The organism is Plantactinospora sp. BB1 (genome assembly GCF_003030385.1).
GTDB lineage: Bacteria > Actinomycetota > Actinomycetes > Mycobacteriales > Micromonosporaceae > Plantactinospora.
This window is the reverse complement of record NZ_CP028159.1, coordinates 4,157,484-4,180,631: the sequence shown is the minus strand read 5'-3', so window position 1 is coordinate 4,180,631 and position 23,148 is coordinate 4,157,484. Positions and strand designations below refer to the sequence as shown.

At 73.3% G+C, this 23,148-nt stretch carries 21 protein-coding genes and 1 pseudogene; 13 read left to right on the top strand and 9 right to left on the bottom strand.

Translation table 11 applies throughout. The annotated features are described in order from the left end of the window. Nucleotides 1–5: 5 nt before the first annotated feature. From C6W10_RS18275 to C6W10_RS18245, 7 genes and pseudogenes are all read left to right on the top strand, one after another. The gene (locus C6W10_RS18275) at nucleotides 6–1,604 is read left to right on the top strand and encodes a lysine 5,6-aminomutase subunit alpha (protein WP_107259114.1); all 1,599 of its coding nucleotides are present in this window, start codon (nucleotides 6–8) and stop codon (nucleotides 1,602–1,604) included. After that, nucleotides 1,601–2,329 (top strand): annotated as a pseudogene (locus C6W10_RS18270) (OAM dimerization domain-containing protein); the annotation flags it as partial. The gene C6W10_RS18275 and the pseudogene C6W10_RS18270, both read left to right, overlap by 4 nt. A gap of 104 nt (nucleotides 2,330–2,433) precedes the next feature. Continuing rightward, a complete protein-coding gene (locus C6W10_RS18265; protein WP_107259113.1) occupies nucleotides 2,434–2,880 on the top strand; it encodes a hotdog domain-containing protein in 447 nt (148 codons plus the stop codon). Between the two features lie 2 nt (nucleotides 2,881–2,882). Beyond that, nucleotides 2,883–4,226 carry a glutamate mutase L gene (locus tag C6W10_RS18260; protein WP_107259112.1) on the top strand — a complete coding sequence of 448 codons (1,344 nt, stop codon included), beginning with the start codon at nucleotides 2,883–2,885 and terminating at the stop codon, nucleotides 4,224–4,226. A gap of 730 nt (nucleotides 4,227–4,956) precedes the next feature. Beyond that, entirely contained in the window at nucleotides 4,957–6,597 is a 1,641-nt protein-coding gene (gene lnt / locus C6W10_RS18255) for an apolipoprotein N-acyltransferase (RefSeq protein ID WP_369938701.1), read from the top strand. Then, complete coding sequence (locus C6W10_RS18250) at nucleotides 6,594–7,400, top strand: polyprenol monophosphomannose synthase (protein ID WP_234359297.1); 807 nt, start codon at nucleotides 6,594–6,596, stop codon at nucleotides 7,398–7,400. Before lnt ends, C6W10_RS18250 begins: the two co-directional genes overlap by 4 nt. Before the next feature lie 60 nt (nucleotides 7,401–7,460). Next, nucleotides 7,461–7,997 carry an FxsA family protein gene (locus tag C6W10_RS18245; RefSeq protein ID WP_107259109.1) on the top strand — a complete coding sequence of 179 codons (537 nt, stop codon included), beginning with the start codon at nucleotides 7,461–7,463 and terminating at the stop codon, nucleotides 7,995–7,997. 75 nt (nucleotides 7,998–8,072) lie between these two features. On the opposite strand, the gene C6W10_RS18240 is transcribed toward C6W10_RS18245, so the two are convergent. From C6W10_RS18240 to C6W10_RS37395, 4 genes are all read right to left on the bottom strand, one after another. Further along, nucleotides 8,073–8,414, bottom strand: a complete 342-nt coding sequence (locus C6W10_RS18240) for an RNA polymerase-binding protein RbpA (RefSeq protein WP_101366032.1) — start codon at nucleotides 8,412–8,414, stop codon at nucleotides 8,073–8,075. Between the two features lie 231 nt (nucleotides 8,415–8,645). Beyond that, the gene (locus C6W10_RS18235; RefSeq protein ID WP_234361845.1) at nucleotides 8,646–9,803 is read right to left on the bottom strand and encodes a hypothetical protein; all 1,158 of its coding nucleotides are present in this window, start codon (nucleotides 9,801–9,803) and stop codon (nucleotides 8,646–8,648) included. Nucleotides 9,804–10,086: 283 nt separating this feature from the next. Then, nucleotides 10,087–11,070 (bottom strand): pentapeptide repeat-containing protein, encoded by a 984-nt coding sequence (locus C6W10_RS18230; RefSeq protein WP_159104640.1) that lies wholly within the window; start codon nucleotides 11,068–11,070, stop codon nucleotides 10,087–10,089. Nucleotides 11,071–11,437: 367 nt separating this feature from the next. Further along, complete coding sequence (locus C6W10_RS37395; RefSeq protein ID WP_159104639.1) at nucleotides 11,438–11,584, bottom strand: hypothetical protein; 147 nt, start codon at nucleotides 11,582–11,584, stop codon at nucleotides 11,438–11,440. A 190-nt stretch (nucleotides 11,585–11,774) separates the two neighbouring features. On the opposite strand from C6W10_RS37395, the gene C6W10_RS18225 reads away from it, so the two are divergent. After that, nucleotides 11,775–12,293, top strand: a complete 519-nt coding sequence (locus C6W10_RS18225) for a DUF421 domain-containing protein (protein WP_107259107.1) — start codon at nucleotides 11,775–11,777, stop codon at nucleotides 12,291–12,293. A 68-nt stretch (nucleotides 12,294–12,361) separates the two neighbouring features. Beyond that, complete coding sequence (locus C6W10_RS18220; protein WP_107259106.1) at nucleotides 12,362–13,072, top strand: class I SAM-dependent methyltransferase; 711 nt, start codon at nucleotides 12,362–12,364, stop codon at nucleotides 13,070–13,072. Nucleotides 13,073–13,121: 49 nt separating this feature from the next. On the opposite strand, the gene C6W10_RS18215 is transcribed toward C6W10_RS18220, so the two are convergent. Both C6W10_RS18215 and C6W10_RS18210 read right to left on the bottom strand, forming a co-directional pair. After that, nucleotides 13,122–14,126 (bottom strand): NAD(P)H-dependent glycerol-3-phosphate dehydrogenase, encoded by a 1,005-nt coding sequence (locus C6W10_RS18215; protein WP_199853961.1) that lies wholly within the window; start codon nucleotides 14,124–14,126, stop codon nucleotides 13,122–13,124. A 126-nt stretch (nucleotides 14,127–14,252) separates the two neighbouring features. Beyond that, entirely contained in the window at nucleotides 14,253–14,957 is a 705-nt protein-coding gene (locus tag C6W10_RS18210; RefSeq protein WP_107259105.1) for a TetR/AcrR family transcriptional regulator, read from the bottom strand. A gap of 95 nt (nucleotides 14,958–15,052) precedes the next feature. Here C6W10_RS18210 and C6W10_RS18205 point away from each other — a divergent pair, with 95 nt between their 5' ends. Together C6W10_RS18205 and C6W10_RS18200 are read left to right on the top strand one after the other, a co-directional pair. After that, nucleotides 15,053–17,461 carry a PEP/pyruvate-binding domain-containing protein gene (locus C6W10_RS18205; protein ID WP_234361844.1) on the top strand — a complete coding sequence of 803 codons (2,409 nt, stop codon included), beginning with the start codon at nucleotides 15,053–15,055 and terminating at the stop codon, nucleotides 17,459–17,461. A gap of 178 nt (nucleotides 17,462–17,639) precedes the next feature. Next, nucleotides 17,640–18,545 carry an endonuclease/exonuclease/phosphatase family protein gene (locus C6W10_RS18200; RefSeq protein ID WP_107259103.1) on the top strand — a complete coding sequence of 302 codons (906 nt, stop codon included), beginning with the start codon at nucleotides 17,640–17,642 and terminating at the stop codon, nucleotides 18,543–18,545. A gap of 93 nt (nucleotides 18,546–18,638) precedes the next feature. On the opposite strand, the gene C6W10_RS18195 is transcribed toward C6W10_RS18200, so the two are convergent. Then, nucleotides 18,639–19,589: a YafY family protein gene (locus C6W10_RS18195; protein ID WP_107259102.1), complete on the bottom strand. Its 951-nt coding sequence runs from the start codon at nucleotides 19,587–19,589 to the stop codon at nucleotides 18,639–18,641. Between the two features lie 93 nt (nucleotides 19,590–19,682). On the opposite strand from C6W10_RS18195, the gene C6W10_RS18190 reads away from it, so the two are divergent. Continuing rightward, complete coding sequence (locus tag C6W10_RS18190; protein WP_107259101.1) at nucleotides 19,683–20,117, top strand: VOC family protein; 435 nt, start codon at nucleotides 19,683–19,685, stop codon at nucleotides 20,115–20,117. Nucleotides 20,118–20,160: 43 nt separating this feature from the next. Here the strand turns inward: C6W10_RS18190 and C6W10_RS18185 are convergent, their stop codons facing one another. Further along, complete coding sequence (locus C6W10_RS18185; protein WP_107259100.1) at nucleotides 20,161–20,946, bottom strand: hypothetical protein; 786 nt, start codon at nucleotides 20,944–20,946, stop codon at nucleotides 20,161–20,163. Nucleotides 20,947–21,081: 135 nt separating this feature from the next. Next, complete coding sequence (locus C6W10_RS18180; protein WP_107259099.1) at nucleotides 21,082–21,756, bottom strand: helix-turn-helix domain-containing protein; 675 nt, start codon at nucleotides 21,754–21,756, stop codon at nucleotides 21,082–21,084. A 184-nt stretch (nucleotides 21,757–21,940) separates the two neighbouring features. On the opposite strand from C6W10_RS18180, the gene C6W10_RS18175 reads away from it, so the two are divergent. Continuing rightward, the gene (locus C6W10_RS18175) at nucleotides 21,941–23,146 is read left to right on the top strand and encodes a cytochrome P450 (protein WP_107264064.1); all 1,206 of its coding nucleotides are present in this window, start codon (nucleotides 21,941–21,943) and stop codon (nucleotides 23,144–23,146) included. The last annotated feature ends 2 nt before the right edge of the window (nucleotides 23,147–23,148 follow it).

The window sequence follows — 23,148 nt, the reverse complement described above, 5'->3', positions numbered from 1 at the left end:
CGCCGATGACGTCGGGTAGCACGGGCAAGTTGGCGTTGGATCCGGTGCTGGTCGGTCGGGCGCGGGAGTTGGCCCGGCGGGCGGGGCAGCCGGTGGTGGAGTTGGCCCGGGGTCATACGACGGTGTCGGTGGAGCGGGCGGTGTTGCGGCTGGCCGGGGTGACCGGTGCGGATCCGGACGGGATTCCGTGGGTGAACCGGCTGGTCGACGCGGTGGTCGCGGAGGTGGGGCTGGCGCACGGGGTGGCGGTGCCGGTCTTCGACGCGCTGCTGCGTGAGCTGGGTCCGGCGCCGGCGGGTCGGGACGTCGGGGCGGCGGTGACGCTGCTGGCTCAGAAGGCGGCGGCCGGGTCGGTGCGGTTCGAGGTGCCGGCGGGTCGGGCGGCGAGGTCGGCCCGGGCGGCGGCGCGGCGGGCGGTCGGCGCCGGGTTGCGCCGGATCGACCGCCGTCGTGCGGAGCGGGATCGGTTGGTACGTCGGCACGGCGATCCGCGGCAGCGGCCGTGGATCTATCTGATCGTGGCGACGGGTGACATCTACGAGGACATTCCGCAGGCGCAGGCGGCGGCCCGGGCGGGTGCGGACGTGATCGCGGTGATCCGGTCGACGGGGCAGTCGTTGCTGGACTACGTGCCGGAGGGGGCGACCCGGGAGGGTTTCGCCGGCACGTACGCGACGCAGGAGAACTTCCGGTTGATGCGGGCGGCGTTGGACGAGTCGTCGCGGGAGCTGGGCCGGTACGTCCGGTTGACGAACTACGCCTCCGGGTTGTGCATGCCGGAGATGGCGGTGCTGGCCGGCCTGGAGCGGCTGGACATGATGCTCAACGACTCGATGTACGGGATCCTGTTCCGGGACATCAATCCGGTGCGGACCTTCGTGGACCAGCGGTTCTCCCGGCAGGTGCACGCCCGGGCGGGGATCGTCATCAACACCGGCGAGGACAACTACCTGACGACGGCGGACGCGGTCGACGAGGCGCACACGGTGACGGTGTCGCAGCTGCTCAACGAGTACTTCGCGCACGAGGCGGGGTTGCCGGACGCGCAGTTGGGGCTGGGGCACGCGTTCGAGATCGATCCGGATCTGCCGGAGTCGTTCCGGTTGGAGTTGGCGCACGCGTTGCTGGCCCGGGAGTTGTTTCCGGACGCGCCGCTGAAGTGGATGCCGCCGACCCGGCACATGACCGGGGACGTGTTCCGGGGCAATCTGCTGGACGGGTTCTTCAACCTGGTGGGTGCGATGACCGGGCAGGGGATCCTGCTGGTCGGGATGATGACCGAGGCGGTGGTGACGCCGTGGTTGTCGGACCGGGACATCGCGCTGCAGAACGTCCGGTACGTGCTCGGCGCGGCGGGCGGGTTGCACGAGGATTTCGTGCCGGCTTCGGGTGGGTTCATCCAGCGGCGGGCGGCGACGGTGCTGACCGAGGCGGTGGCGTTGCTGGAGCGGATCGTCGATGGCGGGTTGTTGCCGGCGATCGCGGACGGCACGTTCGGGATCACGAAGCGGCCGGCGGACCGGGGCCGTGGCCTGGACGGGGTGGCGGCGCATGCCGACGACTACTACAACCCGGCGACGGAGCTGCTGGAGGCGGGGCCGTGAGTGGTGGTCCGGTGGTGCGGCCGTACGGGGACGCGACCGGTGACGGGATGGTGCAGGTGTCGTTCACCCTGCCGGTGCCGCACGACAAGCGGGCCGAGGGGGCGGCGCTGCAGCTGGCGGCGAAGATGGGGCTGGAGCCGGCGATGCTGGTGCACTCCCGGCAGATGGGTGACGGTTTCACCTTCTTCGTCGTCTACGGCCGGGTGAACCATCTGGTGGACCTGTCGGCGGTGCGGGTGGTGGAGCGGGACTATCCGCTGCTGTCGGCGAAGGAGGTCAACGCGCTGATCCGGCGGCGGCTGCGGCGCAAGCTGTCGGTGGTGGGGGCGTGCATCGGTACCGACGCGCACACGGTCGGGATCGACGCGATCCTGAACGTGAAGGGGATCGCCGGGGAGAAGGGCCTGGAGTACTACCGGGAGTTGCGGGTGACGAATCTGGGTGCCCAGGTGAGCGTGCCGGATCTGGTGGCGGCGGCCCGGGCGGAGCGGGCGGACGCGGTGCTGGTGTCGCAGGTGGTGACGCAGCGGGACGCGCACCTGCACAACACCCGGGAGATGTCGGCGGCGTTCCGGGAGGCGATGCCGGCGGGGCGGCGTCCGCTGCTGGTGGTCGGTGGTCCCCGGTTCGACGAGTTGATGGCCGGGGAGTTGGGTGTGGACCGGATCTTCGGCCGGGGGACGACGCCGGGTGAGGTGGCGAGCTATCTGGTGCACCGGCTGGTGGCCGGTGGCGGCCCCGCGGGGCGGGACGGGGCGGCGGCCGGGGCGACGGCGGCCCGAGATGATCGGGATCGGTCAGTGGGCCGGGGAGCGGAAGGGGTGCACGGATGACCGGAGTGGACGGGGCGGCGGATCCGCGGCTGGGGCTGACGGTGCTGCACCGCCGGTACGTGCCGTACTCGCACGCGCACTACGCGGGCAACCTGGTCGACGGGGCGTACGCGTTGGGGTTGTTCGGTGACGTGGCGACCGAGGTCTGCATCCGGACCGACGGTGACGAGGGGTTGTTCGCCGGTTATGCGCAGGTGCGGTTCCTGGCGCCGATCCGGGCCGGTGACGTGCTGGAGGTGTCGGCGACGGTGACCCGGGTCGGCAGCCGGAGCCGCACCTGCGAGTTCGAGTGCCGGGTGGTGTGCCGGGGGCGGCCGGACCGGGGCGACTCGGCGGCCGAGGTGCTCGATCCGCCGGTGGTGGCGGTGACCGCGGTCGGCACGGTGGTGGTGCCGGCCGGTGGCGGCGGGCCGGTGGCGCCGGCCGACGGCGGGTCCCGGTAGCGGTGCCGTCGTTCGCGGTCTGCGCCGATGTCGGTTCGACCTGGACGAAGGTGGCGGTGGTGGATCTGGCCGACGGCACGTTGCTCGCCTCGGCGTCGGGTCGGACCACGGTCGGCACGGACGTGTTGCACGGCCTGGACGCGGCGGTGGCCGAGGCGACCGCCGGGCTGGCCGGGGCCGGCTCGGCGCCCTGGTACGTCTGCTCGTCGGCGGGTGGCGGGCTGCGGCTGGCGGTGCTCGGCTACGAGGAGCTGATCACGGCGCGGGCGGGGCAGCAGGTGGGGTTGTCGGCCGGGGCCCGGGTGGTGCACGTCGGCGCGGGCCGGCTCGACGGGGCCGGGTTGGCGGCGTTGCGGGCGGCCCGGCCGGACGTGGTGTTGCTGGTCGGCGGGACCGACGGTGGTGACGCGGAGGTGTTGACCGGGAACGCGGAGCGGCTGGCCCGGGCCCGCTTTCGGGTGCCGGTGGTGGTCGCCGGGAACGCGGTGGCGGCTCCGGCGGTCCGGGAGGTGCTGGCCGGGCGGGGGGTGCCGGTGACGGTGGCGGAGAACGTGCTGCCGTCGATCGGCGTACTGGCGGCGGGGCCGGCCCGGGCGGCGATCCGGGAGGTGTTCCTGCGGCATGTGATCGGCGGGAAGCGGCTCTCCCGGGGTCCCCGGTTCGCCCGGCTGGTCCGGGCGGCGACCCCGGACGCGGTGTTGACCGGGGTGGAGTCGCTCGCCGACCTGCTCGGCGGGGATCTGCTGGTCGTTGACGTCGGCGGGGCGACCACCGACGTGTACTCGGTGCTGGTGCCGGACGAGCGGGCCGGTGGTCCGGGGCGGCCGGCGGCCGGGACGCTGTGGCGGGCCCGGACCGTCGAGGGTGACCTGGGGGTGCGGTGGAGTGCCCAGGGGGTGGTGCGCGCGGCGGTGGCCGAGCGGCTGCTGTCGCCGGGCGAGGAGGGCCCGTTGACGGCTATGGCGGCGACGCTGGCGGCCGAACCGGGCCGGTTGGTGGTCGGTGTGCCGGAGGGGGCGGCGGAGCGGCGGATCGCGGCGCTGGCGGCCGTGGTGGCGGTACGCCGGCATGCCCGGGGCGGCGGTGCGGCGGGGCAGCCGGGGCGGGATCTGCGTGACGTGCGGCTGCTGGTCGGCTCCGGCGGGGTGCTCCGGCATGCCGGGCCGGTGGTCGGGGCGGGGTTGCTCGACGGGGTGTCGACGGACCATGCCGGCGGCTGGGCGCTGCCCCGGTCGGCTCGTACGGTGGTCGACGCCAGGTACGTGCTGGCGGCGGCCGGGCTGTTGGCGGGGCCGCATCCGGTGGCCGCGGCCGGGCTGCTGCGCCGGCATCTGCTGGCCGGCTGAGCCCGGTTACCGGGCGGTGGTCGGAGCCGGCTGGGCGGTGTCCGGTGGGCGAACGGGAGACGAACCGGCGGTGCTGCGGCGCGCCGGATCCGACACGCCGCATCGAACAGCGCGACTGGCCGGGGGGCGGTTGACAGTGCCCGGGGGGTACCACGTACCGTCTTTGAGTCCTACAACGGGAAGTGGCTGTTGTTCGCTTCGTCCCTTCGTCCGCTGGCCGAGCGGCATGTGTTCGTGTCGTCGCAACGGCCAGGTCCAGCGGGCGGGGGTCGGCGGGGCGGCGCGAACCGGCTGCGGTTACCGGTGTTCGGGCAGGGTTTTGCAGGCGGCCAGTAGACAACGGCCCGACGGGAACAGCCAGTTCACGTCCGGTCGGTCCGAAGGTCGTGTTGCGGCGCCCTACCACACCGGCCGGGGAGGGCCTGGGAGCATCGGGGCGCGGCTTGTCGGCCGCGCCCCGATTTTCGTTCCCGCCCCGACCCGCCGCCGACCTCACCACTCTGCCTCCGACCTCTCCGCTGTGCCCCCGGCCTTCTCCGCCTCACCTCACCGCCCTGCCCCGACGTCGCTGCGGTGTTTCGAGCTGGTTCGGGTGGGTTGCAACCCGGGGTGCGGTTCCGGATCGGCGCGACTGCGGATCGGGGCGGCCGGGCCGGTAGCCTTCCGCAGGTGGGTCGACCGGCGCCGGGGCCGGTGACGTTCGAGAAGACGTGAGGCGCGCGTGACAGTGGTGACGGCCGAGCCGCCGGAGACTGCCGAGGGTGGGGACCGGCCCGCCGAGCCGGCCGGGAGAGCCCTGCCGTGGTGGCTGGCCCTGCCGGCCGCGGTCGGCGCCGGGCTGGTGCTGCTGCTGGCGTTTCCGCCGTACGGGGCGTGGTGGCTGGCGCCGGTCGGGGTGGCGCTGCTGTCGGTGGCGGTGCACCGGCGACGGTTGCGGGCCGGGTTCGGGCTCGGCACCCTCGCCGGGCTGGCGCTGTTTCTGCCGATGCTGAGCTGGACGAACCTCTACACCGGTAACGTGCCGTGGCTGCTGTTGTCCGGGTTGCAGGCGGCCTATCTGGGGCTGTTGGGGCTGGCGCTGGCCTTCACCGGCCCGCTGGTGGACCGGTTCCGCTGGTCCTGGCCGCTGGTCACCGGGGTGCTGTGGGTGGCGCAGGAGGCGCTGCGGGACCGTACGCCGTTCGGCGGGTTCCCGTGGGGGCGGCTCGGGTTCAGCCAGGGTGACTCGCCGACGTTGCGGCTGGCCGCGTACGGCGGTGCGCCGCTGGTCACCTTCGTGGTGGCCGCGGCCGGCGGGCTGCTGGTGGTGGCGCTGTGGCGGCCGTGGCGGGCGCTGCCGGCGGCCGGATGGCTGCGCGGGGCGGGCTTCGTCGCCGGGGCGGCGGCGCTGCTGGCCGGTGGGCTGCTGGTGCCGCTGGCCGGGGAAGGTGCCGACACCGCCCGGGTGGCGATCGTGCAGGGCAACGTGCCCCGGATGGGGCTCGACTTCAACGCCCAGCGGCAGGCGGTGCTGGACAACCACGTCGAGGCCACCATCGAGCTGGCCCGCCAGGTCGCGGCCGGCGAGGCGGAGCGGCCCGACCTGGTGGTCTGGCCGGAGAACTCCAGCGACGTCGACCCGACCCGCAACGCGTCGGCGGGGCGGCGGATCTCGGAGGCGGCGGACGCGGTCGGGGCGCCGATCCTGGTCGGCGCGGTGCTGCTCGGCCCCGGCGAGGGGCAGGTGCGTAACGCGGGGCTGGTGTGGCTGCCGGGTACCGGCCTGGACACGTCGCAGATGTACATCAAGCGGCATCCGGTGCCGTTCGCCGAGTACGTGCCGTTGCGGGACATCGCCCGGATGGTCAGCAAGGAGGTCGACCGGGTCCGCAACGACTTCGTCGCCGGTACCGAACCGGGGGTGCTGCGGGTCGGCGGGGTGACGCTCGGTGACGTGATCTGTTTCGAGGTCGCCTACGACGAGGTGGTCCGGGACACCGTGACCGGCGGGGCGCAGGTGCTGGTCGTGCAGACCAACAACGCCACGTTCAACGTGGCGGAGGCCGAGCAGCAGTTGGCGATGGTGCGGCTGCGGGCGGTGGAGCACGGCCGGGAGGCGTTGATGGCCTCGACGGTCGGTGTTTCCGGGTTCGTCGGGGCCGACGGGCGGGTAACCGGGGCGACCGGGTTCAACACCAGGGCGGTGGTGACCCGGCAGATGCACCTCGGGGAGACCCGTACGGTCGCCACCCGGGTCGGCCTCTGGCCGGAGGTGGCGCTGCTGGCCATGGCTGCCGCGGCGCTCGCCGCCGCGATGCTGACCCGTCGGCGTCCGCTTCCCGGGGTCGGTACGGCGACGGCCGGCGACCCGGCGGATGCGGAGGAGCGGTGAATGAGTCGACGGGTGGGGCCGGGGACGGCTATCCGGGGGTGGGCCGGGTGCTGGTGGTGGTGCCCACCTACAACGAGGCCGACAACCTCGGGGTGATCGTCGACCGGGTGCACCGGGCGGCGCCGTCGGTGGAGATCCTGGTCGTCGACGACAACAGCCCGGACGGCACCGGGGCGATCGCGGACCGGATGGCGCAGGCCGACGGCCGGGTGCACGTCCTGCACCGGCCCGGCAAGCAGGGGCTGGGTGCGGCGTACGTGGCGGGGTTCGGCTGGGCGGCCGGGCAGGGCTACGACGCCGTGGTGGAGATGGACGCCGACGGCTCGCACGCCCCGGAGGAGCTGCCCCGGCTGCTGGACGCGGCCCGGGACGCGGACGTGGTGATCGGTTCCCGCTGGACGCCCGGCGGTCAGGTGGTGAACTGGCCGTGGCACCGGCAGTTGCTGTCCCGGGGCGGCAACCTCTACACCCGGGTGGCGTTGGGGATGCCGCTGTCGGACGCGACCGGTGGGTTCCGGGTGTACCGGGTGCCGGCGCTGGCCCGCCTCGACCTCGACTCGGTCGCCTCGCAGGGGTACTCGTTCCAGGTGGAACTCTCCTGGCGGGCGCACCGGGCCGGGCTGCGTACGGTCGAGGTGCCGATCACGTTCGCCGAGCGGGAGCGGGGGGCGAGCAAGATGAGCCCGGTGATCATCGGTGAGGCGTTGTGGCGGGTCACGCTCTGGTCGGTGGCGGACCGGCGGCCGGTGTCGGGTCGGGCGCGCCGGGACGGTACCGGCGACCATCGGCTGCGCTGGCCGTGACCGGGGGCGTGTCATGCTGGACGTACGGGCTTTGTGGGTCCGACATCCGGATGGGGTGACATGCGCCGAGGGTTGAGGTTCGTGCCGCTGGCACTGCTGCTGACCGGGGTCGTCGAGGTAGCGGTTTTCGTGCTGCTCGGGCGGTGGATCGGGTTCGGCTGGGCGCTTCTGCTGGTGCTCGCCGCCTCGCTGCTGGGGCTGGCCCTGCTGCGCCGGGAGGGGATGCGGGCCTGGCGGGGGTTGCGGGCCGCCGTCGAGGGTGGCCGGCCGCCGGGCAGTGAGGTCAGCGACGGGCTGGTGGGGTTGCTCGCGGGGCTGCTGCTGGCGATTCCCGGCCTGCTCACCGGGGTCGCCGGGCTGCTGCTGACGGTGCCGGTGCTGCGTCGGCTGGTCCGCGGGCAGGTGCAGCGGATAGCCGAGCGGCGGGTTTCCGCCCAGGTTGCCGGGGACCTGTTCGGGCCGCGTCGGGTGCGGGTCCGGCGGGGTCAGCCGCGACCGGATGCCGGGCCGGGGCCTGCCGAGAGCGCACCGACGCCGCCGCCGGCCGCGCCGGGTGGGGCGATCGAGGGCGAGATCGTCGAGCCGCGCCGACCCTGACCGCCAGCCGGCCCGGGATACGGTACTGCCCCCACGGCGGCGCCGTGGGGGCAGTGGTGTGCTGTCGTGTCGGTGTCAGGCCCGGCCGCGCCGGGTCCGGACCTCTTCGAGCCGCTCGGCGAGGATGCTCTCCAGCTCGGCGATCGAGCGGCGCTCCAGCAGCATGTCCCAGTGGGTACGCGGCGGCTTGGCCTTCTTCTGCTCCGGCTCGCTGCCGTCGACCAGCCGGGCGACGCTGCCGTCGAACTTGCATTCCCAGGTCATCGGCACTTCGGCATCGACGGCGAAGGGCACCTCGAACTGGTGGCCCTTGGCGCAGAGGTACTCTCGGGTCTGTCGCGGGGCAAGCTCGGTGTTGCGGTCGGACTCGTAGCTGACTGCTCCCAGACGGCTCCCGCGCAGCATGCGCTCGCCCATGATCGGCTTTCCCCTCGGTCGTGATGCTTGTTCTTATCGGTGTAACGACAGGTGCCGGGTGGGCGATTCCCGCCGCCGGCAGAAACGTACAAGTGGTCAAACGCTCCGAGCGTAGCCGGATCTCCTCGCAGGTGATCGGGATCACCGGTAGCCGTGCTGAATTGCCGGGATATGTCGTCTTGCTCCGGTCGTCCGGTCCGGGACGACGGCAGCGGGGACGTTACCCGGCGGTCACGGCTCGGGTGCCGGCCCGGCCGGGTGGGCTGCGGCGGCGCCCGGGCGGCCGGTCGAGGCGTCGGCGACGGCGCGGGCGCTGAGTCCGGCCAGCGCGGCAGCGAGGTCGCTGACCTGGGTGGAGAGCTGACCGGCCCGCTCCCGGGCGGCGTCCCGGTCGGCTAGCGCCGCTGACAGACGTACCGTCAGCGCGTCGAGCCGGGCCTCGGCGGCGGCCGCGGCCTCCCGTGCGGCCCGCAGGTCGCTCCGGGTCCGCTCCAGGTCGGCGGCTGTTGCGGCGGCCGTGGCGCGGGCCTCGACGGCGTCGGCCGCCGCCCGCTCGGCCTCGGCGCGGAACCGGGCCGCCTCCTCGGCCGCCCGCTCGGCGGCGGTCCGGGCCTCGGCCGCCGCCGCCCGGAACCGTTCCGCCTGGCCGACCGCCTCGGCGGCCGATCGGGTCGCCCGCTCCGACTCGGCCCGGGCCGCGTCCCGGTCCCGGGTCGTCTCGGCCAGTTCCCGGGTCAGTTCGGCCAGCCGCCGCCGGTCGGCGTCCGCCTCGGTCCGCACCGCCCGCAGCTCCCGGCGGGCCGCGTCGCGGTCCTGCTCGGCCTGGGTACGCAGTGCGGCGGCGGCACTGGCCGCCTGCTGGGCGGCGTCCCGGGCGGCGAGCGCGGCGGCAGTCTCCGCCCGGGCCTGCTCGGCGGTCCGGGCGGCCCGCTCGGTCTCGGCCCGGGCGGCGGCCCGCTCGGCGACCGCCGTGCTCGCCGCCTGCTGGGCCTGGTGCAGGGTGACCGCCGCCGTCTCGGCGTCCCGGCGGGCCTCGTCCCGTTCGGTCTGCGCCGCCGCGATCTGGCTGGCCGCCTCGGCCCGCACCTCGGCGAGCCGGCGTTCCACCCCGGCGGGGGAGAGTTCGGCGTGCAGCGCCTCGGCGAGCGCCTCGGTGACCTGGTCGAGCCGGTCCACGACCTCCCAGGTGCGGGCCACCTGGCCGGCCAGCCCCGGCGCGTTGCGGTGCCGCATCCGCTGGTTGCGGGAGGCCCGCTGGCAGGCGCCGTCGTTGTCCCGGCAGTACCGGAACGGCCGGCCCGCCGCCGCCCGCTGCGGTACCGGCCGTCCACAGTGGGCACACGGCCGGGTCTCGACCGGCGGCTCCGGGGTCGGGTTCTGCTCGTCCATCGCCGGGGAAGTCTAGTGCGGGCCGTCGCCAGTCCCAGCACACTCCCATTCCTTCGGCCCCTAACGACCATCGGGGTCAACAATGACTCGCAGAGAGCCAACTCAAACCAGGACCCGTACGTGCGAGCGGCCCCGCTCACCGCCCGGGCCCGGGTCTACGACCAGCTCTACGCACAAACCACCGACCGATGTATGCCGCAGTGTGCTTCCGGGCGGCAATCCTCGACCAAGTGGCGGCCGCCGCCATCCGCTTTGATTAACGTCCGGACCGCGCAGTGCGGACTTATCGGGTCGGCTCGGGGGATGCCGCGGTCGTTCCTCCTGGCAGACGTGTGCGCTCGTCTGCCTTCGCGTCGGTCAGATTCGCGTCGGTTAGGTCCGCGCCTCTCAGGTCTGCACTGGCCAAGTCCGCGTCGGTCAGATTCGCGTCGGTCAGGTCCGCGCCTCTCAGGTCTGCGCCGGTCAAGTCCGCGCCGGTCAGGTTCGCGCGGATCAGTTCGGTGCCGCTCAGGTTCGCGCCTAGCAGGTTCGCGTTGTCCAGGTTCGCGTAGGTCAGGTCCGCGCCGCCTAGGTCCGCGCCGCCCAGGTTCGCGCGGCCCAGGTCCGCCTCGGTCAGGTTCGCGCCGCCCAGGTCTGCGTAAGTCAGGTCCGCGAAGCGCAGATTCGCCTCGGTCAGGTTCGTATCGATCAGGTTCGCGTTGGCTAGTTTCGTGGCGATCAAGATCGCGCCGTCCAGGTCAGCGTCGGTCAGGCGAGCGTCGGTCAGGTCCGCGCCGGTCAGGTCCGCACCCGGGATGTAGACACCGTCGAGTCCGAGCAACGTGCGGCTCAGGTCCAGGCGCGCATTCTCTTTAGCATCGGGCGCGGGACGTCGGGCCAGAACGGTCACCGCCGCACGGACATCAGGCGGAGATGCGGGCACTGGGTGCGGCACCCGGTGGGGCCGGGGTGAGGCGGTACGTACGAACGCGCACAGCACTTCGATCACTGTGGGTTCGTCGGCTGCGGAGTCGCGCATTAGCCGCTCCAGGGCGTAGATGCCGCCCAGGCGGATGGACAGCTTGTCGTCTCCCGGTTGCCCGAGTTGGTCGATGGCGCGGCTGAACCGTTCGGTGACCTGGCCGCGTTCGACCAGCCGTACCTGTTCGCGGTTGGCGTCGGTGGCCTCGGCGGTGTAGTCGAGCGAGCGGGCGGTAAACAGCAACGCGGCCACTGCGGCGACCGCTGTGAGGCCTTGAAAGGCGGTGTGTACGCTCTCGCGGATCATGCTCCACCGGCCGGGTCGGTCGGTGCCGGTTGTTGGGGTGGGGCGGATCTGGCGGCGGCTGGTGATGCCCTTGGCCCGCCATCGGCGGGACGGCGGGGTAGGCGGGTGCCAGGGGGAGGGGCGGCCAGATCTCCAGCCGGCACGGGCAGCGGCAAGCCGATCACGCAGGGTTGGCATAACGTCTATTGGACCGCCCCGGTGCTACTCCGGCGGCCACCGACCCCAGCGGTCGCGGAGTTGGCCGCCGCCGGTCCCGTGTCGCCGTGTCACGGGTGACAGACGTGTGAGTCACGCTGCCCCTGCGCCCTACCCAACCCTGTCCCCTCCCTTCGGGACGAGGGGGCAGGGCCCTGCCGTCGGCGCCGGGTCATCCACCCGTTCGATGCGGCACCTGCGGGCGCCGGACCTGGGCGGCCAGCACGTCTCGAAACGTCGACCGGTAGATCGCCGCCGGCACCGCGAGGATCCCTCGCAGCGCGAGTTTGTGCAGGCCCAGGTGTCGGGTCAGCACCACCAGCGCGCCGGGGACGAGTATCGGCGGCGGCTCGGCGCCTCGTTGTCGCTAGACCCGAACCGCAGTCGGAGACTCCGACCGCCACAACACCCGCCGCCGCTACAGCCGCCGTGCTGCCAGTGATGTCTCCGAGGTCGGTGTTCCGCAGCCAGCACCGTGTAGCGGATTCGGAGGCGGGTAGACGCTGCGGATGGACTGGCAGTCGATCTTCGCTCCGAGCGTCCCGGTGCTGGAGGGGATCGTTCGCGGCACGGTGACCTTCCTCGTACTGCTCTTCCTGATGCGTCTGGTCGGCCAGCGCGAGTCCGGCGGGCTGGGGCTCACGGACGTGTTGCTGGTGGTGCTGGTCGCCCAGGCCGCGGCGGTCGGCCTGCACGGCGAGGCCGAGTCGGTCACCGACGGGGTGGTGGTGGTCGCCACGATCCTCTTCTGGAGCGTCACGGTCGACGCGCTCGCGTACCGGTTTCCCCGGGGGGCGAGGCTACTGAAGGCCCGGCCCAAGGCGCTGATCGAGGACGGCAAGCTGAACCGCAGGGTGATGCTGCGGGAGTTCATGACGGTCGAGGAGGTCCACTCGCAACTGCGGCTGCACGGCATCGAGGAGATCGACGTGGTCGACCGGGCGTACATCGAGCCGAACGGCATGATCAGCGTGATTCGTCGGGACCATGCCGAGACCGACCCGGTCGAGCCTCCCGAAATCCGTTGACGGCAGCAGGACCCCATTCCGTAGCCTTGCCGGGCCGAAGGAGTACGGGCGGCCCGTGGAGGAGACGAATGACCCCCGAACACCCCGACTGGTGGCTCGACGAGCTGGCTCACGCCGGGCCGGAGCACCTCGACCCGGCGTACGTCGACGGCTACGACCGCAAGGCCGGACACGATCCGCTGGCCGACCTGGAGCTGCTGCGCCGGCACGGGCTGGACGGCGACGCCACCCTGGTCGACCTCGGCGCCGGTACCGGCCGGCTCGCCCTGGCCGCCGCGCCGCTGTGTCGGCGGGTCGTCGCCGTGGACGTCTCGGCGGCGATGCTGGCCCGGCTGCGGGCCGGTGCCGACCGGGCCGGGCTGGGCAACGTCGAGGTGGTCCGGGCCGGGTTCCTCAGCTACCACCACCAGGGCCCGCCGGCCGACCTCGTCTACAGCCGGCACGCGCTGCACCAGCTACCGGACTTCTGGAAGGCGGTCGCGCTGACCCGGGTCGCCGGGATGCTCCGGCCGGGCGGGGTCCTGCTGCTGCGTGACCTGGTCTACAACTTCGAGCCGGCGCAGGTGGCGGAGCAGTTCGAGACCTGGCTGGCCGGGGCGGCCGGCTCCTCCGACGACGGTTGGACCCGGGAGGAGTACGCCACCCACATCCGCACCGAACACAGCACCTTCGGTTGGCTGCTCGAACCGATGCTGGTCAGGGCCGGGTTCCGGATCGTCGAGACGACCGCGAGCCGCGACCCGGCCACGTACGCCAGCTACGTCTGCGTCCGGACCTGACGCCCCCGGCCGAGGCGGTCGCCGGTCGTCCCGGGGCCGGGCGGGGCGGTCAGCGCCGCTCCGGCTTCGCCGAGCGGGCCATCAGCTCCTTCACCGCGATCTGCGGCGACTTCCCGCCGCGCACGATGTCGACGACCATCTCGGCGATCGGCATCTCCACGTCGTGCCGGCGGGCGAGGTCGAGCACGGACTCGCACGAGGTGACGCCCTCGGCCGTCTGCCGGGTCGCCGCGACCGTCTCGGCGACCGTCATGCCACGGCCGAGGTTGGTGCCGAAGGTCTGGTTGCGGGACAGCGGCGAGGAGCAGGTGGCGACCAGGTCACCCATCCCCGCCAGGCCGGCGAAGGTGAGCGGGTCGGCGCCCATCGCCAGCCCGAGCCGGGTCGTCTCGGCCAGCCCACGGGTGATCAGCGACGCCCTGGTGTTGTCGCCGAGGCCGAGACCGCCGGCGATGCCGACCGCCAGCCCGATGACGTTCTTGACCGCCCCGCCGATCTCGCAGCCGACCACGTCGGTGTTGGTGTAGGGGCGGTAGTAGCCGGTGTGGCAGGCGGCCTGGAGGCGTCGGGCGACGGTCTCGTCGCGGCAGGCCACGACGCTGGCGGCGGGCTGCCGGCGGACGATCTCGGGGGCGAGGTTGGGGCCGGAGACGACCGCGATCCGGTCCGGACCGGCGCCGGTGACCTCCCCGACGACCTGGCTCATCAGCTTGGCGGTGCCGAGTTCGACGCCCTTGATCAGGCTGACCAGGACACTCTCCGGCGGGATCAGTGGCGCCCAGGCGGTGAGGTTGGCCCGCAGGGTCTGTGACGGCACCGCGAACACCACGAACTCGGCGCCGTCGGCGGCCTCGGCCGGATCGGCGGTGGCGGTGATGCCGGCCGGTAGCGGGATGCCGGGGAAGTAGTCGGGGTTGGTACGGGTGCGGTTGACCGCGTCGACGAGGTCGGGTCGGCGCCCCCACAGGGTGACCCGACAGCCGGCGTCGGCGAGGATCATCGCGAAGGCGGTACCCCAGGAGCCGGCGCCGAACACGGCCATGCGGGTGGTCACCGGGCGGCCTCCCTCTCGCGGCGCCGCCGGGGCGCGGCGCGGGTCCGGTCGTAGCGTACGGGGCCTACGGCGTCGACCCGTACGGCCGAGCGGGTCGGCGGTGCCGGGCCGGGCCGGGGACCCGGGTCACCCGGTACCGGCGGACGGGACAGCCGCGGTGGTGCTCGGCCCGGCCGGTGTGCCGCCGGTGCCGGCGGGCGGGGCGGGCGGAGTGGTGCTCGGCACGGCCGGTGTGGTGCCGAAGAGCAGCCCGAGGTGGGCGTCGAGGACGGCGACCGCCTCCTCGCCCGAGTAGTGCCCGCTCAGGACGTGGATGCCGAGCCCGTCGACCAGGGCCAGCAGGGCGGTGGCCGCGTGCGTCGGGTCGACGGGTGGCACCGTCCCGCCCGTCGCCTGTACGGCCCGGATCTGGTCGGCGAGGAAGTTCCGCATGTGGCCGGAACTTTCCCGCAGCCCCTCGGCGATGGCCGGCTTCACGGCCGCGTAGGCGAGGAAGGCGAGGGTGACGTGCCCCTCCAGCCGTCGGGGTTCGTCCAACGGCAGGATCTGGACCATCAGCGTCCGGACGAGTTCGGCGGGGGCGAGGACCCGGCCGGCGGCGGTCGCCTCGGCGGTGACCCTCCGCTCCGCGTCCCGCATCACCATGTCGAGGGCGAAGGTCATCATCTCGTCCTTGGTGCGGAAGTAGTGCTGCACCATGCCGGTGGAGACCCCGGCCTCGGCCGCCACGTGCCGGAGGCTGACGGCCTCCAGGCCCTGGGTCGCGGCGAGTCGCATCAGGGCGTCGGCGAGCTGCCTCCGGCGGGCGACGTGGTCGGTTCTCCTGGGCACCCGACCACTTTACATTGCAGTCGTATTGACGTGACCTCGCCGAACCGGTTACATTGCAGTCGTATTGGAAAAGGTGGAGGGGGACCGGGGTGCACGTGGTCACGTTGGCTGAGACGTCCGGCGGCATGGTGGAGCTGGTCGGTGGCAAGGCCGCCGGGCTCGGCGAGCTGATCAGGCTTGGCGAGCGGGTGCCGGAGGGGTTCTGCCTCACCACCGCCGCCCACGACCGGGGCGTCATCCCGGAGGCGGAGCTGGCGGCGGCGTACCGGGCGCTGGGCGGCGGGCCGGTCGCGGTCCGGTCCAGCGCCACCGCCGAGGACCTGCCGCACGCGAGCTTCGCCGGCCAGCAGGACACCTTCCTTGGCGTCACCGGCGTCGACGCGCTGCACGACGCCGTCGCCAAGTGCTGGAGTTCGCTGCACACCGAGCGGGCCGTCGCCTACCGCCAGGCCAACGACATCGACGGGCGTACCGTCCGGATGGCCGTGGTGGTGCAGCGCATGGTCGACCCCGTGGTCGCCGGGGTGCTGTTCACCGCCAACCCGCTCACCGGTTCCCGCGCGGAGATGGTGGTCGACGCCGCCCCCGGGCTCGGCAGCGCCGTGGTCGACGGCACCGCCCCGGCCGACCACTACGTCCTCGACGGCACCCGCCACCACGAACGCGGCTGCCTCAGCCCCGACCAACTCGCCGAGCTGCACCGGGCCGGCGAGCGGATCCAGGCCCACTTCGGCGCCCCCCAGGACATCGAGTGGGCGATCGACTCCGACGGCACGCTCTGGCTGCTCCAGTCCCGGCCGATCACCACACTCTTCCCGCTGCCGCCGCCGACCGACCGGCCGCAGCCCCGGATCTACCTGGAGTTCGGGCATGTGCAGGGGATGCTCCGTCCGGTCACCCCGATGGGGATGTCCGCGCTGCGGGTGCTCCTGGCCGCCATGCTCGGCTCCTTCGGCATCAGGGCCGAGATCGTCGACATCGGCGGACGCCTCTACGGCGACCTGACCGACCTGGTCCGCGATCCCAGGAGCCGCAAGCGGCTGGTGAAGCTGATGGCGGTCGACTTCGGCCCGCGCGCCCAGGCGGTGGTCGAGCACATCCTGACCGACCCGCGCTTCTCGCCCGCGCCCGCCCGCCGGTCCGGCTCCGGCGGTGGTCTCGGCCCGGCGCTGCGCACCGCGCCCCGGGCGGTCGCCGGGATCGTGGGCGCGCTGGCCCGGCCCGAGGCGGCCCGGACCCGGCTCTTCGAGGAGATCGACCAGCTCCGGCAGCGGGCCGCCGCCGGACCCGCCGGGCTGGAGACCGCCGCCGAACGGCTCGACTACGTCGAGGCACAGGACCACACCACCCGGTACGACCGGATCATCTGGCCGATCGTCGCCGGCATCCTCACCACCGCCCTGCCGGCCGGACTGCTCAAGGGGATCGCCAGCCAGGCGGAGATCCACACCGTGCTCGGCGGCATGCCGCACAACGTCACCATCGAGATGGACCTGGCGCTGTGGCAGCTCGCCCAGCGGGCCGGCCCGCACCGCGAGCTGCTCTCGACCACACCGCCGGAGGAACTCGCCGCCCGATACCTCGCCGGCACCCTGCCGGAGATCGGACTTGCGGCGTTCCTCGACACGTACGGGCACCGGGCCGCCGCCGAGGTCGACCTCGGGGTGCCCCGCTGGGCCGAGGACCCGACCCCGGTCTTCGCCTCGATCGCGAACTACCTGCGGGTCACCGATCCTGAGCAGGCCCCCGACCGGCGGTTCGCCCGGGCCACCGCCGAGGCCGAGGCGACACTCGCCGAACTCGTCGTACGGGCCCGGCGCCGGCGACCCGTCCGGGGCCGGATCGCCGGGTTCCTGCTGCGCCGGGCGCGGGTGCTGGCCGGGCTGCGCGAGGCGGGCAAGTTCGCCGGGCTGTATCCGCTGCGGGAGAGCCGCCGGCAACTGCTGCTGGTCGGCGCGGAACTGGCCGACGGCGGGCTGCTGGAGCGGGCCGACGACATCATGTTCCTGACCCTCGCCGAGGCGCGGGCCGCCGTCCGCGACGGGGTCGACCATCGGGACCTGGTCGCCGACCGGCGGGCCACGCACCGGCGGGAGCTGCGCCGTCGGCACGTACCCGTCTCGGTGCTCTCCGACGGCACCGACGTCGAGGCGATGCTCGCCCCGGCCGCCGCCGCACCCGGCGCGCTGCGCGGCGTCGGCGCCGCCCCGGGCACGGTGACCGGCCCGGCCCGGGTGGTGCACGACCCGGCGACCGCGCATCTCGAACCCGGCGAGATCCTCGTCGCCCCGACCACCGATCCCGGCTGGACGCCGCTGTTCCTGACCGCCGGGGGACTGGTCACCGAGACCGGCGCGCCGATGGCGCACGGCCCGACGGTGGCCCGCGAGTACGGCATCCCCGCCGTGATCTGCGTCCTCGGTGCCACCGATACGATCAGAACCGGTCAGGTGGTCACCGTCGACGGTGCCGCCGGCACGGTGACCGTCCACCAGGGACAGTAGGCTCACCCGTCGGCTGTCGGCACCGGAGCGGTTCGGCGGCCACCAGCGCCGCCAGCCGGGCCGGTGGCGACGACGGGAGGAGCCGATCCTGGAGGACGAGCCGACGGCGTCGCCGCGTACGGTCCGGTGGTCCTGGGGCGTCGACGGGCGCGGCCGCTCGACGTGGCGACGCGGGCCGGTGCTCGCCGCGTTGGCCGTGCTGGTCGGCGCGCTGCTGGCCGGGCACGCCCTGCTGCCCGCCGGGATCGGCCGGCTGGGCAGCCTGGTGCAGACCTTCCTGCCCTGGCTGGGCCTGGCCGTGCCGGTCCTGCTGGTGCTGGCGGTGCTGCGCCGCTCGGGCACCGCCCTGGTCGCGCTGGCGCTGCCCGGCACCGCCTGGCTCGGCCTGTTCGGCCCGGCACTGCTGCCCGGCGGAGACGACCGCCCCGGCGACCTCACGGTGGTCCAGCACAACCTCAGCGACACCAACGCCGATCCGACCGGTACGGCCAGGGCACTGGCCCGGGTCCGGCCCGACCTGATCGGGGTGCAGGAACTGACCGCACCGGCGCTGCCGGCGTACTCGGCGGTGCTCGCCGGGGAGTACCCGTACCGTTCGGTGCACGGCACCGTCGGGCTCTGGTCACGGTATCCGCTGGTCGACGACCGGCTGCTCGACATCAGGCCGGCCGGGCTGGACCCGGACTGGAACCGGGGACTGCGGGCCACGGTCCGGATGCCCGGCGGTGACATCGCCGTCTACGTGGCGCACCTGCCGTCGATCCGGCTCGGCCTGCCGGACGGATTCGGCGCCGCCCGACGCGACGAGAGCGCCAGGCTGCTGGCCCGGGCGCTCGCCGCCGAACGGCTGGAGACGGTGATCCTGCTGGGTGACCTGAACAGCACCGTGCACGACCGAGGGCTGGCGCCGGTCGGCGACCTGCTTCCGTCGACCGGGCCGGCCTTTCCGTTCAGTTGGCCGACGGCGCTGCCGGTCGCCCGGATCGACCAGGTGATGGCCCGCTCGGCGAGCGTCACCGACCTGTGGGCGCTGCCGCCCACCGGCAGCGACCACCTGCCGATCGCCGCCCGTCTCAGGCTCTGACATCCCGTACCGGCTCGGTGGGGTAGGTGTTGAGGAGAGCCGGCCGGGACGGCGTGCGGGAGCGGGCCAGCGGCAGCGCGCGACCCGGCCCGGTCAGGTGCCCTCGGGATAGTGGCCGACCAGTTCGGCGCCGATCCGGGCCAGTTCGGTCCGGACGGACCGTGGCTCGACCACCTCGACCAGCCCGCCCCAACCGGCGAGCTGCCGGGCGATGTCGACCGGGGTGGGCGCGCCGAGCCGGACCCGGATCCGCCCGTCGGCCGGCTCGCCGTCGGGATGACAGTGCCGGCCGAACTGGTCGCGCAGCACCGGCAGGTGCCTGGCCTCGACGAGTACCGTCGCCCAGGTCCGGGACCGCCGCTCCTCCACCTCGTCGACCACCTCCCGCCACGCCGCGGCCAGGGTGAAGTCGTCCGGACGCTCGGCCGGCCGGTCGGTCGGCACCGCCTCGACGATCCGGTCGACCCGGAAGGTCCGCCGCCCCCGGTCGGTGCCGGCCAGCAGATACCAGACGTCGTCCTTGTCGACGAGCCCCCACGGGTCGACCAGCCGTTCGGTGCGCCTCCGGCCACTGCCCAGGTAGCTGAGCCGGACCTGGCACCGGCGGATCACCGCCGCCTGCAACAGGTCGACCAGGGCCGGCCGGGGCCGCTCCCGGCCACTCCACCGGGTCGCGTCGACCATCGTGGCCCCGGCCGCCGCCTCGGCGTCGGCCCGGAAGGTCCGCGGCAGGGCACGGACCAGTTTGCGCAGCGCCGCCCGGGCCTGGTCCGAGCCGGCCGCCGCCGGCCAGACGAGCAGGAACAACGCCCGCGCCTCCGTCGCGGAAAGGCCACTGAGATCGGTACGGGCACCGCCGACGAGCGACCAGCCGCCGTTGCGACCGGGTTGCGGGTACACCGGTATGCCGGCCGTCGACAGCGCCGCCAGGTCGCGGCGGGCGGTGGCCAGTGACACCTCCAGCTCCCCGGCCAGTTCGGCGGCGGTCACCCGGCCCCGGGCCTGCATCAGCAGAAGGGCGGCGACGAGACGGTCGGCACGCATGCCGCCAGCCTGCCGGAAAAAGCGCTCAATTGGTGAGCACTTCAGGTCGGAGGATGGGAGTCGATTCGACACCGACCGGAAGGAAGAACTCCCATGTTGCGTGGTCTCACCACCGTCAGCCTCTTCGCCGACGACGTCCCGGCCGCCCGGAACTGGTACGCGAAACTGCTCGGCGTCGAGGCGTACTTCGTGCGTCCGACCGAGGGCCCACCGGCGTACGTCGAGTTCCGCGTCGGCGACTACCAGCACGAACTCGGCATCGTCGACAGCCGGTACGCCCCGCACGGCCGTCCGGAGCGAGTCGGCGGCGCCGTCGTCTACTGGCACGTCGACGACGTCCGGGCCAGCTTCGACCGGCTGCTGTCGCTGGGCGCCACGGTGCACGACAAGCCGGTCGAGCGCGGCCCCGGATTCGTCACCGCGTCCGTCGTCGACCCGTTCGGCAACATCCTCGGCGTGATGGAGAACCAGCACTACCTGGAGGTTCTCCGCTCGTGGGCGGCGGCCGGCAGCCCGGAGCGGCGGTAACGGCGGCACGGTGACAGGGCCGGCCGGACGGATCCCGGTCGGCTCAGTCCAGCCAGCCGAGGCGCCGGACGACCTCCCCGGCGATGTCGGACACCGTCCGGCCGTCCGTGTCGACACGCAGGTCGCCGAGGCCCGCGTCCGCCAGGGCGTCGGCGTCGGCGGTCGCGGCGTCGGCGATCTGGCGCAACCGGGCGGCCGGCTGCCCCCTCAGGTCGTCACCCGCGAGCAGCGGCCCCTGACCCTGTCCCCGGAACACGACCCGCTCGGCGATCGAGTCCCGGCCGGCGTGCAACCGGCACAGCGTGATCCGCACGGCCGGCAGCGCCTCCCGGTATGTCCGTACCGCGTCGGCGTCGTCGGCCGGGCCGACCACGATCAGGCGGCGCAGCCCGGTGGCCCGGAATGTCTGCCATACCGCGGCGAGGTTGCTCGCCCGGAGCCGATGGTTCCGTGGCGTCGGCGGGCCGGCGGGCCGGTAGAACCCGATCTGGTCGAGGTCGACGAACGCGGCGCGGCGCCCGGCCGCGCGGACGGCGGTGTAGACCTGCCAGCCGACCGTGGACTTGCCGACCGCGGTCGCACCGCAGAGCCAGAGGATCTCGCCGGGGCCGGTGGGGTAGCGGGGGTATGGCCCGACCATTGCCGTACCCGGGCCGGTCAGGGCCGGCCAGTCGCCGGTCTCGGCCAGTACCAGCCTGGCGACCTCGGTGACGCTGAGCCCCGTCGTGTCGACGCGGCGATCGGTCGGATGGTTCCGGTCCAGCGCCGCCGCGTACGTCAGTACACTCTCGACCGGCTCTTCCCGACGGCGGGTGGCCCGTAGAGCCACAGCACCGGCAGCGGTGCCGTACTCGTCGCCGGTGGACCGGCCGACGCGTCCGCAGCCGGCGGCGTCGGGCCCGGAGTCATGGCCGTGAGTATGGTCATCGATGCCCGGCAGGTCGATCGAATAACCCGGCAGCCGTCAGGACAGCAGGCCGCGCCAGCGTTCGGCCGACTCCATGATGTCCAGGCTGACCCGCTCCAGGAACGCTCCGGCCCTGGAAAGTCGCTGCCCGACGGGGCTGTCGAGTCCGGACGTCTCCGCGGCGGCCATCGCGGCCTGCGCCGATTCGAGGGTGTACCGGGTGCTGATCACGACGGAGTGATACCAGGCCTGGTCGTCGACCACGTAGACGTCGCGACGTCCCTGCGGATCGCGTTCGCGCCGGACGTAGCCGTGCTGGACGAGGTAGTTCACGGCCACGGAGACGGAGGCGGGGCTGACCTTCAGCCTGCGGGTCAGCTCGGCCGCGGTGCGCCTGCCGTCCTCGGCGAGCAGCAGGTCCACGTGTACCAGCGCCGTCATCCTGGGCAGCCCGGTCCGGACCGCCATCTCGACGATCTCCGCTCCCGCCGTGCCACCCGGTGGCCCGGCGGCGCGCGAGGTCGCCGGTGTGCCCCGTCGCGCGCGTTGGGCCGTCGCCCGGTGCGCCTGCTGGGGCCGGTAGCTCTTCGGGCCGCCGTTGCGTCCGACTTCCCGGCTGATCGTCGAGGTCGGCCGGCCGAGCCGCCGGGCGATCTCGGCGTAGGAGAGCCCGTCGGCGAGTCCGGTCGCGATGCGCTGGCGCTCCTGCTGGGTCAACCGTCCTCCTGGCATGCCGCCAGTATTGCCTTCGTCGCCATTCATTGCAACGAAGCATTGCATTCGCGCCCAGCGTCATTGCATCAATTTACCGCTTGCGACCTGCCGTAACGGCTCATAGCAAATTGACCGCCACCTCGAATGCAACGTAGCGTTTAGTTATCGCCAAACACGTACTATCGCGAGATGAGGAATGGCCATGGGGGAATCTCCGCACGCCGTGACGACGATGCCGACGGCGCGCCGACCCGGCTGCCCCTTCGACCCGCCGGCAGAGCTGGTCGAGGCCCGCCGACACGGCCCGATCAGCCGCTACACCTTCCCCGGCAACAGACCCGGCTGGCTGATCACCGGATACGACCTGGTCAGGTCGGTGCTCGCCGACTCGCGGTTCAGCTCACGCAAGGAGCTCATGCTCCATCCGACCATCGACTACGGGGACATCCAGATCCCACCGGCGCCGCCCGGCGAGTTCCTCCTGATGGACGAGCCCCAGCACAGCCGCTACCGCAAACCGCTGATGGGCAAGTTCACCGTACGGCGGATGCGCCTGCTCACCGACCGCGTCGAGCAGATCACCGCCGAGCACCTGGACGCGATGGCGAAGGCCGGACCGCCGACGGACCTGGTGACCGCGTTCGCCAGGCCCATCCCGGCGATCATGATCTGTGAGCTGCTGGGCGTGCCGTACGAGGATCGGGGCTCCTTCCAGGAACAGGTCGACTCGTTCATGAACGGGGAGACCAGCGACGAGGACCTGATCGCGGCCTACACCGCGACCCAGGACTACCTGGCCGGCCTGGTGGCCACCAAACGCGCGAACCCCACCGACGACGTGCTCAGCGACCTCACCGACAGCGAGCTGACCGACGAGGAACTGAAGGGGATCGCCCTGATCCTGCTGGCGGCCGGGCTCGACACCACCGCGAACATGCTGGCCCTCGGCACCTTCGCGCTGCTGCGCAACCCGGAGCAGCTCGCCGCGCTGCGCGCCGATCCCGCGCTCGCCGACCGGGCCGTGGAGGAGCTGCTGCGCTACCTCAGCGTCGCCAAGACGTTCATGCGGACCGCGCTGGAGGATGTCGAGCTGGGCGGCCAGACGATCCGGGCCGGCTCCCGGGTGATCCTGTCGTACAACACCGCCAACCGCGATCCCGAGCGTTTCACCGAGCCGGACGTGCTGGACCTGAGCCGGCAGGAGGGCGGGCACCTGGCCTTCGGCCACGGCATCCACCAGTGCCTGGGTCAGCAACTCGCCCGGGTCGAGATGCGGGTCGCGTTCCCGGCACTGGTCAACCGGTTCCCCACGCTGCGCCTGGCCGTACCGCCGGAAGAGGTTGCCCTGCGCCCGGAGACCGCGGACATCTACGGGGTGAAGAGCCTCCCGGTCACCTGGGATGTGTGATC

What these genes read in the sequence shown, in the direction of transcription:
- C6W10_RS18265 (WP_107259113.1), top strand. Translation starts at nt 2,434, where the DNA reads ATGACCGGAGTGGACGGGGCGGCGGATCCGCGGCTGGGGCTGACGGTG.
- C6W10_RS18220 (WP_107259106.1), top strand. Translation starts at nt 12,362, where the DNA reads ATGACCCCCGAACACCCCGACTGGTGGCTCGACGAGCTGGCTCACGCC.
- C6W10_RS18175 (WP_107264064.1), top strand. Translation starts at nt 21,941, where the DNA reads ATGGGGGAATCTCCGCACGCCGTGACGACGATGCCGACGGCGCGCCGA.
- C6W10_RS18240 (WP_101366032.1), bottom strand. Translation starts at nt 8,414, where the DNA reads ATGGGCGAGCGCATGCTGCGCGGGAGCCGTCTGGGAGCAGTCAGCTAC.
- C6W10_RS18180 (WP_107259099.1), bottom strand. Translation starts at nt 21,756, where the DNA reads ATGCCAGGAGGACGGTTGACCCAGCAGGAGCGCCAGCGCATCGCGACC.
- C6W10_RS18190 (WP_107259101.1), top strand. Translation starts at nt 19,683, where the DNA reads ATGTTGCGTGGTCTCACCACCGTCAGCCTCTTCGCCGACGACGTCCCG.
- C6W10_RS18230 (WP_159104640.1), bottom strand. Translation starts at nt 11,070, where the DNA reads ATGATCCGCGAGAGCGTACACACCGCCTTTCAAGGCCTCACAGCGGTC.
- C6W10_RS18275 (WP_107259114.1), top strand. Translation starts at nt 6, where the DNA reads ATGACGTCGGGTAGCACGGGCAAGTTGGCGTTGGATCCGGTGCTGGTC.
- C6W10_RS18195 (WP_107259102.1), bottom strand. Translation starts at nt 19,589, where the DNA reads ATGCGTGCCGACCGTCTCGTCGCCGCCCTTCTGCTGATGCAGGCCCGG.
- C6W10_RS18245 (WP_107259109.1), top strand. Translation starts at nt 7,461, where the DNA reads ATGCGCCGAGGGTTGAGGTTCGTGCCGCTGGCACTGCTGCTGACCGGG.
- C6W10_RS18225 (WP_107259107.1), top strand. Translation starts at nt 11,775, where the DNA reads ATGGACTGGCAGTCGATCTTCGCTCCGAGCGTCCCGGTGCTGGAGGGG.
- C6W10_RS18235 (WP_234361845.1), bottom strand. Translation starts at nt 9,803, where the DNA reads ATGGACGAGCAGAACCCGACCCCGGAGCCGCCGGTCGAGACCCGGCCG.